Annotated in this window: 15 protein-coding genes; 8 read left to right on the forward strand and 7 right to left on the reverse strand. The window is 60.5% G+C overall.

Annotation, left to right across the window (positions count from 1 at the left end; translation table 11 throughout):
• Window positions 1-30: 30 nt before the first annotated feature.
• From Q0O40_RS07295 to Q0O40_RS07310, 4 genes are all read left to right on the forward strand, one after another.
• The gene (locus tag Q0O40_RS07295; protein WP_295528070.1) at window positions 31-678 is read left to right on the forward strand and encodes a glutathione S-transferase family protein; all 648 of its coding nucleotides are present in this window, start codon (window positions 31-33) and stop codon (window positions 676-678) included.
• Complete coding sequence (locus Q0O40_RS07300; protein ID WP_295528073.1) at window positions 671-1,240, forward strand: VOC family protein; 570 nt, start codon at window positions 671-673, stop codon at window positions 1,238-1,240. The genes Q0O40_RS07295 and Q0O40_RS07300 overlap by 8 nt, the downstream gene beginning before the upstream one ends.
• Window positions 1,237-2,010 (forward strand): ThuA domain-containing protein, encoded by a 774-nt coding sequence (locus tag Q0O40_RS07305; protein ID WP_295528076.1) that lies wholly within the window; start codon window positions 1,237-1,239, stop codon window positions 2,008-2,010. Before Q0O40_RS07300 ends, Q0O40_RS07305 begins: the two co-directional genes overlap by 4 nt.
• A 97-nt stretch (window positions 2,011-2,107) precedes the next feature.
• Window positions 2,108-2,980, forward strand: coding sequence for an enoyl-CoA hydratase (locus tag Q0O40_RS07310; protein WP_295528079.1), 873 nt, complete (start codon window positions 2,108-2,110; stop codon window positions 2,978-2,980).
• Between the two features lie 108 nt (window positions 2,981-3,088).
• Here the strand turns inward: Q0O40_RS07310 and Q0O40_RS07315 are convergent, their stop codons facing one another.
• Entirely contained in the window at window positions 3,089-3,679 is a 591-nt protein-coding gene (locus Q0O40_RS07315) for a LuxR C-terminal-related transcriptional regulator (RefSeq protein WP_295528082.1), read from the reverse strand.
• A 237-nt stretch (window positions 3,680-3,916) separates the two neighbouring features.
• Here Q0O40_RS07315 and folE point away from each other — a divergent pair, with 237 nt between their 5' ends.
• From folE to Q0O40_RS07330, 3 genes are all read left to right on the forward strand, one after another.
• Window positions 3,917-4,522, forward strand: a complete 606-nt coding sequence (gene folE, locus Q0O40_RS07320) for a GTP cyclohydrolase I FolE (RefSeq protein WP_295528099.1) — start codon at window positions 3,917-3,919, stop codon at window positions 4,520-4,522.
• On the forward strand, window positions 4,519-5,499 hold the full coding sequence (locus tag Q0O40_RS07325; protein ID WP_367183727.1) for an NAD(P)/FAD-dependent oxidoreductase: 981 nt from the start codon (window positions 4,519-4,521) through the stop codon (window positions 5,497-5,499). The genes folE and Q0O40_RS07325 overlap by 4 nt, the downstream gene beginning before the upstream one ends.
• Window positions 5,500-5,583: 84 nt before the next feature.
• Window positions 5,584-5,997 carry a winged helix-turn-helix domain-containing protein gene (locus Q0O40_RS07330; RefSeq protein WP_295528085.1) on the forward strand — a complete coding sequence of 138 codons (414 nt, stop codon included), beginning with the start codon at window positions 5,584-5,586 and terminating at the stop codon, window positions 5,995-5,997.
• A 45-nt stretch (window positions 5,998-6,042) separates the two neighbouring features.
• Here Q0O40_RS07330 and Q0O40_RS15870 read toward each other — a convergent pair whose 3' ends face one another.
• The 6 genes from Q0O40_RS15870 to Q0O40_RS07355 form a co-directional block, all read right to left on the reverse strand.
• The gene (locus Q0O40_RS15870; protein WP_367183728.1) at window positions 6,043-6,627 is read right to left on the reverse strand and encodes a hypothetical protein; all 585 of its coding nucleotides are present in this window, start codon (window positions 6,625-6,627) and stop codon (window positions 6,043-6,045) included.
• 38 nt (window positions 6,628-6,665) lie between these two features.
• Entirely contained in the window at window positions 6,666-7,115 is a 450-nt protein-coding gene (locus tag Q0O40_RS15875; RefSeq protein WP_367183729.1) for a hypothetical protein, read from the reverse strand.
• A 146-nt stretch (window positions 7,116-7,261) separates the two neighbouring features.
• On the reverse strand, window positions 7,262-8,551 hold the full coding sequence (locus Q0O40_RS07340) for an adenylosuccinate synthase (RefSeq protein ID WP_295528088.1): 1,290 nt from the start codon (window positions 8,549-8,551) through the stop codon (window positions 7,262-7,264).
• A 142-nt stretch (window positions 8,552-8,693) separates the two neighbouring features.
• Complete coding sequence (locus tag Q0O40_RS07345; RefSeq protein WP_295528090.1) at window positions 8,694-9,815, reverse strand: ATP phosphoribosyltransferase regulatory subunit; 1,122 nt, start codon at window positions 9,813-9,815, stop codon at window positions 8,694-8,696.
• Window positions 9,816-9,874: 59 nt separating this feature from the next.
• Window positions 9,875-10,294, reverse strand: a complete 420-nt coding sequence (locus tag Q0O40_RS07350) for a nuclear transport factor 2 family protein (RefSeq protein WP_295528092.1) — start codon at window positions 10,292-10,294, stop codon at window positions 9,875-9,877.
• 343 nt (window positions 10,295-10,637) lie between these two features.
• Complete coding sequence (locus Q0O40_RS07355; protein ID WP_295528094.1) at window positions 10,638-10,973, reverse strand: helix-turn-helix transcriptional regulator; 336 nt, start codon at window positions 10,971-10,973, stop codon at window positions 10,638-10,640.
• 556 nt (window positions 10,974-11,529) lie between these two features.
• On the opposite strand from Q0O40_RS07355, the gene Q0O40_RS07360 reads away from it, so the two are divergent.
• On the forward strand, window positions 11,530-11,822 hold a 293-nt coding region (locus tag Q0O40_RS07360), incomplete at its 3' end, for a hypothetical protein (RefSeq protein WP_295528096.1).

Here is an 11,822-nt window from a genome sequence, read left to right on the forward strand (position 1 = left end):
AGAGCATCCATGATTTTCTATGATTTTGCTATGTTTGCGCCCAACCCGTGGATCGCTTGGATCTTCGCTCAGGAAAAAGGCATCGTGCTCGAGCGGCAGGTGCTTGATCTGTTCACGCGCGAAAACCGCCGGGAACCCTTCATCAGCGCGGTCAATCCGCTGGGCGAATTGCCCGCGCTACAGTTGGACGACGGCACCGCCATCTCCGAAGTGACCGCGATCTGCGAATACTTCGAGGACATCCAGCCAGACCCGCCCCTGGTCGGCAGCACACCGGAAGAGAAAGCGGAGACGCGCATGTGGGTGCGCCGGATCGATCAGAACGTCGCATGGCCGATGGGCGAAGGCTTTACCACCGAAGAGGGCCGGGCCTTCTTCACCAGTGACCATGACCTCGACGGCGTCTTGGCCAAGAGCCTGCTGCCGCTGGAGGCAGCAGCGATCCTCAAGGCCAAGTCGCGTTCCAAAATGATCTGGCTCGATAACGTGATGCAGGGCCGCCAGTTCGTCTGCGGAGATCGCTACACTCTGGCCGATATCTACCTCTATTGCTTCTTGCAGTTCGGCGAGAACCACGGCCAACCGATCCCGGATGAAGCGCTGTGGCTCAAAGATTTCTTCCAACGGATGAAGGCGCGGCCGCATGCTTGGCATGGAACGCCCTCCTCGCTTGACTGAGACGAATTCCAGCGAAAGGGCCACCATGCACGGACCGATCATGCAACTGGGCTATGTGGTCGGCGACCTGGCGCTCAGCGCTGCGCACTGGTCGCGCAGCACTGGAGCCGGGCCGTTCTTTCATATGCCCGTCGTGGCGTTTGAAGGGTGGACCTTTCAGGGTGCGCCGCAACCGCTCATTCTCAACTTTGCATTCGCCCAGATGGGAGACAAGCTGCTCGAACTGGTCGAGCCGGTGGGACCTTGGCCCAATGTGTTCGGGGATCATCCTTTGGCGCCCGGCGAATGTCGGCCGCATCACTATGCCTTTCTGGTCGATGATCTGGACAAGGCTGCGGCGCATCTCGATGCTGGCGATCCGGTGGTGACTGCATCGATCAGCGCTGCCGCTGGTCTGCGCTTCTACGATTGCCGGAGCGCGCTTGGCATGCATATCGAGCTGGTGACAGATTGCGCCGACACGCGCGCATTCTTCGATCTTGCAGCAGACGCGGCGCAGGGATGGGAAGGTTCTGGCCCCCTGCTTCGCCAGCTACCCGGCGCTGAGGACTTAGCGTCATGAGCGGACCAGCGAAGATACTGCTGATCACCGGCGGCAAGTATCATGACTTTGATCTTGCGCGGCTTGTCCTGCTCAATCTCATGGCAGAGGATGAGCGCATCCGCGCGACATGCGCGAGCGATTTCAGCGAGTGCTCGGCATTGGGGGGATACCGGGCGATCGTGCTCTATACCTGCGATCTTTTGCCGGGAGACGACGCAGCCGCCGCGCTTGAGTCTTTTGTCGCAAATGGTGGCCGTTTGCTCGCGCTTCACGGTGCGAATGCCGGGCTGGAGTTCACCGACGGACCGGAAATTGTGACCAGTGGCGTGCGGATTCCGGGTCTGGTGAAGCCGACCGCTGAAACGGCCGCGCCCGGCTTCATGCGCTTGCTCGGCAGCCGGTTCGTGGCGCATCTGGCGGGGCAGCCGATGCATATTCACGTCGAAGACGCCGATCACCCGATCACCGCCGGGCTCGAAGATTTCACCGTCACCGATGAGCCTTACATCGCGTCGCCCTTGGCCGAATATCGCACGCTGCTTTCGGCGCGTTACAAGGGCGAAGCGCCCGGTTACCTGCTGGGCCAATGGGATGACGACCCGCCGCGCCCGCAGCTTTATGTCCGCAGCCACGGACTTGGCGAAGTGGCCTACAGTCCGCTCGGCCATGCTTGTGGACGCTATGATGCCCTCCAGTTGATGGATGAAGCGCCGGTCGTGCGGGGGCCTTGGGATGATGCGGCGTTTCAGGAATTGCTGAGGCGGTGCATCGCCTGGTTGATCGCCTAATGATCTGGATAATAGCCAAGCCTGGGCAATTGCCGCCATATTCGCGTAAGCGCCGCGCCGCCGCTTCGGGCGGCCTTGAAGGTATTCGATCTTGACTATGGAACAGCCGCATCCGTTTGACGAAATCCGCTATGACAAGCCATCCGAGCGAGTGGCGCGGATAACCCTGGCGAGGCCGGAGAAGCACAACGGCCAGACACCGAAGATGCTTTACGAGATCAACGACGCCCTCGATCTCGCGATGTACGATGATGATGTCCATGCCGTGATCATTGCCGCAGATGGCAAGAACTTCTCATCCGGCCACGACATTTCGGATCAATCGAACCTTGGCGAAGTTCGTCCGCCGATCATGGGCTTTGGCGGATATGGCCATTCCGGTCCGCAGGGATACATGGTCAAGGAACAGGAAATCTACCTCGGCTTTTGCTGGCGCTGGCGCAACTTGCCCAAGCCGATCATCGTGCAGGTTCAGGGCAAAGCCATTGCCGGGGGGCTCATGCTGATCTGGCCATTCGACATCATTATCGCCAGCGACGATGCCGAGTTTTCCGATCCGGTCGTTGCCTTCGGAATGAACGGGCACGAATATTTCGTCCATGCCTTTGAAGTGGGTAACCGCAAGGCCAAGCAGATGCTGTTTACCGGCGAGCCGATCGGTGCTGCCGAGGCCAAGACGCTGGGCATGGTCAATGAAGTCGTGCCTCGCGGAGAGCTGGAGAGCTTTACGCTGGCGATGGCGGAAAAGATCGCCTCGCGCCCGATGATCGGGCTGAAGATGGCGAAGATGAGCGTCAATCAATCGCTCGATGCACAAGGCATTTGGACCGCAATCCAGTCCGCTTTCAACCTGCATCATTTCGGCCATGCCAACAACCGCGTGATCTATGGTGAGATTGTCGATCCTGCGGGACGCGAGATTATCAAGCGAGAGGCGCGAGCGTCAAAAGACACCAGCGACCGCAAATAAAGGAATAGCGGCGGGCAAAGAACAGAACTTCCTCGACTTCAGATCTGTGTCATGGATGCTGCCGGGGACAGACCAGAAGATGGGGCCGCTCGGCGATGCCGGGGGGAATTACAGCCCGGCTTCGATTGCCATGCGAATGGCGTCGGCACTGGTGCGCACGCCCAGCGCCCGCAGCACTGCTGCGCGGTGCAGCTTGATCGTCCGCTCGCTGAGCCCCAGCTCGAACGCGATCTGCTTGTTGAGCCTTCCCGCCGCAATGCATTGCAGAATCTCGCGTTGCCGCCGCGATAACGTGGCGACCTTCTCGCGCGCTTCGGCGGCACGGCTGTCCGCAGTCTTTTGCGCCGCTCCGGGAACTTCGACTTGCGAGCCCAGAAAATACTCCAGCTCGCCTTCCGGATCGAAGATTGGCGCGATCATCACTGCGTTGCGAAACGGCGTACCGTCCTTTTTGTAATTGAGCAGTTCAACCATGACCGGCACTTTCGCCGCGATCCCAACACGCAATTCCTTGGTCAGTTCAGGCTCAGTGCCCTCTCCGCGCAGAAAACGGCAATTGCGCCCGATGATTTCATGCTCGGCATACCCAGTCAGGTCCATGAACGCTTTGTTGCACGCAACAATCGGATTGTCTGGGAGCCGGGGATTGCTCACGACTGCTGCAACCAGGCTATTATCGATCATCATATTGATTGGCATTCCCGCTCCCTTCGACTCCCGGGTTGAAAGTGCAATTGCCCTTACGTCCATGTTTCTAAATTTCCGTCATTTGTTGATCGATGGATCATCAGGTTGCCGGACGATTTGCGCCAAGCAGCGAAGGTAATTGCCCCTCCGGGGACGACGCTGACACGTGATATCCGGGCCTTGCCCCCCTGACAAACGAATACGCAACACTGGCCGCTGATAGGCGGCATGGAGACGGCCTTGAATTCTATGAGCCACGACTTCGATCCATGTGACGAAGGGGCAAAGCTGACTGTGCCAGACGAGGTGCAGGACGCAATTCGGACTTTGATCCGCTGGTCGGGCGACAACCCGGAGCGCGAAGGGCTGACCGATACGCCCGCGCGCGTCGCCCGTGCTTGGCGCGAGTACTGCGCGGGCTATGATGAGGATCCCGGCCACCACCTCGAACGCACGTTCAGCGAAGTCGCGGGCTATGATGAGGTCGTGTTGCTGCGCGATATTCCGTTTCAGTCGCACTGCGAGCATCATCTCGCCCCAATCACTGGCACCGCCTCGATCGCTTATCTGCCGCGCAACCGCGTCGTCGGCATTTCAAAGCTGGCGCGCGTGCTGCATGGCTTTGCCCGGCGGCTGCAGATTCAGGAACGGCTGACGTCTGAAGTGGCCCAGTGCATCTGGACCAATCTTCAACCTCACGGCGTCGCGGTGGTCATCGAGGCGCACCACGGCTGCATGACCGGGCGCGGCGTGCGTACGCCGGGAGTGGGCATGATCACCAGCCGCCTGCTCGGCTGCTTCCTCGACAACCCCTGCAGCCGCAAGGAAGTGCTCGCACTGATGGGCCGAGGGTGACAATTGTTGCAACAAAGCCGAGCGTTGCGATCATCGGCGCAGGAATGTCCGGGCTGGCTTGCGCTGGAACCCTGAGTGAGGCCGGCTGGAACGTTACCATCTTCGAAAAAAGTCGCGGTGCCGGAGGGCGCATGGCCACGCGAAGACTGGAAACCTCGCACGGTACGGCATCGTTCGATTTCGGCGCGCAATACTTCACGGTGCGCGATCCCGGCTTTGCCCGGCAGGTAGCGGTTTGGGCCGATCTGGGCCTTGCCTCGCGTTGGCCCGATGCGCGCGACGATGCGTGGATTGGCGTGCCGACGATGAACGCGGTGCTCCGCAACCTGGCAAGCCATCACGATTTGCGCCTGGGCCATCACGTCCATGGGCTGGCGCGGGCCGAGGGCAAATGGCGCTTGCTCGGCAATCATCCGGTCGCAGACCAATTCGACAAGATCGTGCTGGCGCTTCCGGCTGAGCAGACCGCCCCGATCATGACACTGCACGATTTCGAACTCGCGCGGGCCGCGCTGTTTGCGCGATCGCAGCCCTGCTGGACAGGCATGTTCGCGTTCGCAGAGCCATTGGCGCTTGAACACCACATCTTGCGTGACGCAGGTCTCATAACCTGGGCAGCGCGAAACAGCGCCAAGCCGGGACGCGATGGTCCCGAAAGCTGGGTGGTTCAAGCCGCCCCTGCGTGGTCGACGGCCAACCTTGAGCATGCTCCCGATGTTGTTGCACCCCACCTTTTGGCGGCGCTGGCAGATGCCAATGGCCAGGCTTTGCCCCCGCTGCTGGCCAGTTCGATCCACCGTTGGCGCTATGCGTTGTCAGCCGGGACCGGGATCGGCAACCTGTGGAACGCGGATATCGGGATCGGCGCGTGCGGCGATTGGTTGCTGGGACCGCGGGTAGAATGCGCCTGGATTTCGGGACAAACGCTCGCAGCACGCATGCTGGATACTGCGACCCTGACCGGCGCAAGTCAGTAGCCCACATGTCGCCTGCCCATCCGGGCGAAACCGCTGCGCTGCGCGGCTTGAGCGCAATGCAATTGCCGCGTAACCTGTAAGTCGATGACCCCGGCAAGCGAGCTCAAGATCAAAATTCAGCTGATGTGCGGGGATGCGGTTGCGCTCGGCCCGGGCAAGGCGGATCTGCTCGATGCGATCGGTGCCGCCGGCTCCATTTCCGGCGCGGCACGCGCCATGGAGATGAGCTATCGCCGGGCCTGGCAGTTGGTCGATCTCATGAACCGCTGCTGGCGCGAACCGCTGGTCGAAACATCGCCGGGCCGGGCGCAGAGCAGCGGCGCTCGGCTCACCGAAGCGGGAATTGCCGTTCTTGCCAGTTACCGTGCCTTGCAAGCCTCGCTTTCTGCGCAGGCGCAAGGGCCCCAGCTTGAGCAGCTGATCGCGCAACTGCGGCCCCGCCCGCTCCGCAGCCAAGCGGACCGGGCAGATCCCCAAGGGACGATAGCGTCGCCATAACGAGACCGCGGCCCGCAATCTTGCTGACATGAACCGGCGCGCCGATCAGATCAGGGTGGCGCTGCCCGCCCCCAGTTCGGCGAAATAGCGCGCCATCGCATCGGCGGCTTTATCGGTCAGCGCGATAAACGCGCGGCGACGGTCGGTTTCATCGTCGACCCGCTGCATCAGGGCAACGTCGGTCATCTGGCCAATCCAGCGCAAGGCCGTCGTGGGCGGCACGCCCGAGGCAATGCACAGCGATGTTACGGAAACTCGGACATATTCAGCCCGCGCCGCGGTCAGATCGAGCAGCATGTCCCACGCCGGATCGGCGAAGATATCGCCTTCAAAAAACCGCGCGCGCAATTGGCGTTGGCGGATGATCTTGCGCACAAGCCGGGGATCGGGAAGCGGCGGCCGCGACGCGCGCACCAACCGTTCGCTATTGTCCTCGCCGCGCACATCGTGCTTGGTTTCCAATTTGCCGCCATAATCGCTTCCTTCAAAGCGAAACGCGGACGCTGAACCCTGATCGGCGCTCAGCGGCATTGTTGTCGATGAGAGCTGCTCCAGCTTTTGCGCGATCTGGCCGACCTGCTCGGTCAGCCGCAGCAGGGCCAGACGATCATCCTCCGAAAGCTCTCGCACCCGATTTCCGGCGCGGGCGAGCACCCGGCCCAGCGCAATCACCCGCTCGGCGCGACGAGAATCTGCGGCTCTGACTGGTCCAGACAGCCAAACACATCGTCGAGCGAACCCATGCTGGTCGAAACGACCAATTGCGATCCGGCCTTGGCCACGCGCATATCAAGCTGCGCCAGCGTGGCAAGTTCGGCCCCGTCGATGACCGGGCAATCAACGAGCACGAGATCACCAAGCGATGCAGCCTCCGGCTGGTCTGACAGCCGCCCGAGATCGCTGGCATGCTCTATGCGCAAGCCAGCGGCGGCGGCATCTTCCGCCATTTCGGCCCGCAGATACCCGCGATCCGCAAAAATCGAGACACTCATGCCCGATCGGCCGCGATCCTGAACCCGGCCGCCGCCAGCAGGCTCGCCAGCGTGACGGTCGTCACTCTGGCCATAATTGTAATGCGAGGCAGCCTGTCCCATCACCCCGGTACTCCGTATTTGCACTTATATTGACAAGTGTGGAACAAAACAGGGCCGCGTCAAGCGGCAATGTCTCGATTTTGGATCGATGGTGATTCTCGCTGCACGCACAATCGCCCACAACTTATTCAAAGTATATGGTATTTTGATCCTCGGAAGCGATGCAGTCGTCAATCGACGAAAGGATCGCGCACCAAAATGGTGTCCTCGCGTTCCGGCGATGTGCTGATCAGCGCCACTGGTGTTTCGATCAGCTCCTGCACCCGCTGGATATACTTGATCGCCTGGGCGGGCAGATCGGCCCACGAACGCGCGCCGGCGGTGGTCCCCACCCAGCCATCGATCTCCTCGTAGATCGGTTCGACCGCCGCCTGATCGGCGGAATGGCTCGGAAAGTAATCAAGCACTTTGCCATGCAGGCGATATCCTGTGCAGATGCGCACTTTCTCAAATCCATCGAGCACATCGAGCTTGGTCAGCGCGATTCCGGTCACGCCCGAAATGGCGCAGGATTGCCGCACCAGCACCGCATCGAACCAGCCGCAGCGGCGTTTGCGCCCGGTTACGGTGCCAAATTCATGGCCCCTTTCGCCGAGCCGCTGGCCCATCTCGTCCTCCAGCTCGGTCGGAAACGGACCAGAGCCCACGCGCGTGGTATAGGCCTTGACGATGCCCAGCACAAAGCCAGTCGCCGCCGGCCCCAGCCCCGATCCCGAAGCGGCCGTGCCCGAAACCGTATTGGACGAGGTGACAAACGGGTACGTGCCATGATCGACATCGAGCAGCACGCCCTGCGCGCCTTCAAACAGGATCCGCGCGCCTGCCTTGCGCACCTTCTTCAGCCGCTTCCACACCGGCTGCGCGAATTGCAGCACGAACGGCGCAATCTCGCGCAACTCGGCAATCAACGCGACGCGGTCCACCGGCGGCTGGCCAAACCCGGCGCGCAGCGCATCATGGTGCGCGCAAAGCCGGTCAAGCTGCGCATCCATCGCATCGAGATGCGCCAGATCGCACACGCGCAGCGCGCGGCGGCCAACCTTGTCCTCATAAGCAGGACCAATCCCGCGCCCGGTGGTGCCGATCTTGCCCGTTCCTGCGGCAGTTTCGCGCAGGCCATCCAGATCGCGATGGAGCGGCAGGATCAGCGGGCAATTGTCCGCCAGCGCGAAGTTTTCGGTATTGATGTCGACGCCTTGCGTTGTCAGCTTTTCGATCTCGGCCTTCAGCGCCCACGGATCGAGCACCACGCCATTGCCGATGATCGAGAGCGTGCCGGTAACGATGCCCGATGGCAACAGGCTTAGCTTGTAAACCTGATCGCCCACCACCAGCGTATGCCCGGCATTGTGCCCGCCCTGAAAGCGCACCACCACATCGGCGCGGCTGGCGAGCCAGTCGACAATCTTGCCCTTGCCCTCATCGCCCCACTGGGCGCCGATCACGGTAACGTTGGCCACGGTGCGCTTGCTTTCTAATGCAGTTCCAAGTCGGCTGGCGCGTTAGGGGAGTGTGGCGGCAAGGGCAAGGCGCTGGGAGAGCGCGAACCAACGGAACCGGCCTTCCCTTGAAGCATGGTGCTGCGCTTTGCTGCCACAGCGCCTAATCGGCCAGAAGCTTTTCCGGCCCATCGCTCCCCAACACATGCGTGCAGCCCAGTGCCTCGGCGCTGTCTGTATCCGAAAGCGCCGCTACCGTCCGCCAGCCAATCGCGCGAAGACGATCCGCAACGTCACTATCGATCCCAAGCGGCACGAACACCCGATCTTCGGCTGTGTCAGCAGCGGCACTCAGCGCGATCAGCGCGTCGAGATAAAGCGAAAACCCGGTCGCCGCCTCGCGTGTCGCCGCCAGCCGGTACGTGCCGCCCCGGCCCAGCGCGCCGCGTGCGCCTTCGGCATAGAGCGTAAAGCCCAGCCACGACTGATATTCAAAACCATGCCGCTCGGTCGGATCGAGCGTGAGCCGCGCTGCGCCGCCCACCGACGCGGCGATTTCGCGCAGCGCCGCGATGCGCCCGGCCAGCGCGCCGCCCGCATCGATTGCCGCCAGCCGCTCGATCGCGCTGGCGAAATCGCCGGTGGCATAGAGCAGCGGCAGATAGGCCTCGCCGCCCGCCGCCACCAGCCCACCCGCATCCTTGGTATCAAGCTCGCGGCGCACGCCCTCGATCTGGTCCGCGCCCAATGGCATCGCCTTCGCGGCCAAAGTATCGACCAAATCGGGCAGGGTGAAATCGACGCTAATGCCGCGCCCGCCTGCCGCCCGCAGCGCTTCGATGGCAATGCCCACGATCTCGCAGGCGGCGGCCACGCTATCCGCGCCGATCAGTTCCGCGCCGCATTGCAGCCGCTCACGCGCCGGATCGAGCCCGTCGGCGCGGACGGTCAGCACTTGCCCGGCATAGCAAAGCCGCAAGGGACGCGCGGCTTGCGCCAGCCGGGTTTCGGCGATGCGGCCGATCTGCGGGGTGAAATCGCTGCGCAGCGCCATCATCTTGAGCGAGGAGGGATCAACGAAACGAAACATCCGCCGCGTGCTGATCCCGTCCATCCGCGCGGCCAGGCTGCGCTCGAACTCGATCATCGGCGGCGCAACCCGGTCATAGCCGTGGCCGTGCAACACATCTTCGATCGCGCGCATCGCCCGCGTCGCCGTCGCTGCCTCGCGCGGCAGACGGTCCTCAAGCCCTTCGGGCAGCAAATCTGCGTTTTCTTCGATCATCGTACCGCGCTCTAGCGGGCAAAATTCGCGGTGTCGAACCCGGATCGGTGCGGCTCAGCTCAATGGAAGATGTCGGTCCACAGCATCCATTTGCCGCCGACCAGCTTGTAGACGACCACGGCGGTGACGTTGGCGTGGACTGGCTTGTCGCCCTTTGTATCGTACTCCACGCGTGAGATTTCACGGATGTAGGTGGGAGCAAGGCGCTCTGTATTCAGCACGGTGAACTTAAGGTTGGTGATCGCGGTGGCGGCGCCAGTCCACCAGGTGGTGATGTCCGCGCCCTTGTAGAGCTTGTTGTCACTAGGGAGCATCGTGGCGTCAGGCGCATACATCGCGCCAACGGCGGCTGCGTCGCCTCGATTGAAAGCGGCGGCAAGGGCATCGTCTGCGGCTTGGATCATTGCATTGTCGTTCGCGAGCGCCGGCGTGGCCGAAAGCCCTAACAAAACCGCTGCTAAAAGCGTCTTGCGCATCATGTACCCCTCGAAAAGTCATTCACCTGTCGCAGGCTATGGGTCTTCGCCCTTCAGGTCAAACCGGACGACATAGCTTGGCACAAAAGAGTCACGGGGGCCTCTCGAAAGCCCCCCCGCTCTATCTTAAGAACTTCAGCGAACGCACGGTGCGCACGTCACCGGGATATCGACCGACAGCAGCAGCACAGCCTCGCCTCACGCCTTGCCCGTCGTAGACCTTCCCTTAAGTGCAGCTAGCGTTCAAGTACGTGCAGCTAGCGTCCAAGTGCGTTGTTAACATTATCTTTCAAGATGTTAGATTTGGCTCAACGTACCATGGCGCCGGCATAGTTCGCTTGGTACTTCATGCCATGTCTGGCGGGTCGCGCTTGCCGCTAGCGATCAGCGCTCCGGCGATGGCTTCGATTTGGATGCGTTCAGCGAGGGTTGTCTGCGCCCATGCCACCCAAATTGCGTCAGGGGCAGATGGGTCGCGCACGAGCAAGCTGGCTTCGTCAACCATGAGCGCACCGGCCAGCCGCTCAAGCATTTGCTGATTATATGGCAGCAAACCGCGCTCTAATTTTGACAGGTTGCTCTTATCCATCGGCACCATGGCGGCGAGCTTCTCAAGCGAAAGGCCGCGATGCTGCCGCCATTGGCGAACGTACGTGGGGCGATAAATCGAATGTTTTGCCATTCTTAATCGGTGCCAAAAATATGTGATACGCAAAATTGTAAAATACACCAAGAAACGGTTTCCAGTACTTGTGGTAAGATGTACCAAAACCTAGCTGAAAACTGACATCTCGGTGACGAGCTGATGCGGATCGACGCATCCGCACCGCTCGGCCGGCCGGCGCAGCGCTATTGACCTTTTTAAATCAGAGGGTTAATGCTGTTAATTGCAGTTAACGATTCAGGCTCGGCCTGCCCTAATCGCCTTACGTTAGATAACTTAGGTTGGTGCATTTTGTTCCCACTAATTTTTTGGGGTTTTGGTCGCCCGTCCAGCAAAAAAGCGGCCCGCTCTTCACGTCTCTACACCTTGGCATGTCGAAGCGACATGTTCGCTCAAAATAAGTTAATAAAACTCAAATACATGTCACAAAAATGTAAAATCTGATAAATACGAAATTCATGACAATAATTATTGCTCTATTACAGAGCAAGATACGTACTTATAAAATATATCACACAGACATTAGTTCCTACAGTCGTATTCATACCGAAGTGAATTTGTTTTCGTTTCGATTATGAAATCATTTGATGCGATTTATGAAGTTTATTTCTTGCAGAAGGTTTCGGTGATGCGTGGACACAACCTCGCCTCAAAAGTGGATATTTCTGATCCTGGCTCGTCTTTGAACACGCGCTACATCGCGATCGATGATCGCTCACAAGCGGAGCGGGCAGAATACCTTGCTCATCTTGTGGCTATCGATAACGTTTTTCCCTTTGGCGAGGGCAACACTTACGCAATCTCGTCGGAATGTTACTATGATGTGCTGTTCATCGGTGGCGAGGACACAGCGCGGATTGCACGGTT

Source organism: Novosphingobium sp. Chol11 (genome assembly GCF_945870625.1).
GTDB lineage: Bacteria > Pseudomonadota > Alphaproteobacteria > Sphingomonadales > Sphingomonadaceae > Novosphingobium.

Bases quoted from the DNA above. Each gene is read 5' to 3' on its own strand.
- Q0O40_RS07295 (WP_295528070.1), top strand. From the start codon at position 31: ATGTTTGCGCCCAACCCGTGGATCGCTTGGATCTTCGCTCAGGAAAAA.
- Q0O40_RS07305 (WP_295528076.1), top strand. From the start codon at position 1,237: ATGAGCGGACCAGCGAAGATACTGCTGATCACCGGCGGCAAGTATCAT.
- Q0O40_RS07310 (WP_295528079.1), top strand. From the start codon at position 2,108: ATGGAACAGCCGCATCCGTTTGACGAAATCCGCTATGACAAGCCATCC.
- Q0O40_RS07315 (WP_295528082.1), bottom strand. From the start codon at position 3,679: ATGCCAATCAATATGATGATCGATAATAGCCTGGTTGCAGCAGTCGTG.
- folE (WP_295528099.1), top strand. From the start codon at position 3,917: ATGAGCCACGACTTCGATCCATGTGACGAAGGGGCAAAGCTGACTGTG.
- Q0O40_RS07330 (WP_295528085.1), top strand. From the start codon at position 5,584: ATGACCCCGGCAAGCGAGCTCAAGATCAAAATTCAGCTGATGTGCGGG.
- Q0O40_RS07345 (WP_295528090.1), bottom strand. From the start codon at position 9,815: ATGATCGAAGAAAACGCAGATTTGCTGCCCGAAGGGCTTGAGGACCGT.
- Q0O40_RS07350 (WP_295528092.1), bottom strand. From the start codon at position 10,294: ATGATGCGCAAGACGCTTTTAGCAGCGGTTTTGTTAGGGCTTTCGGCC.
- Q0O40_RS07355 (WP_295528094.1), bottom strand. From the start codon at position 10,973: ATGGCAAAACATTCGATTTATCGCCCCACGTACGTTCGCCAATGGCGG.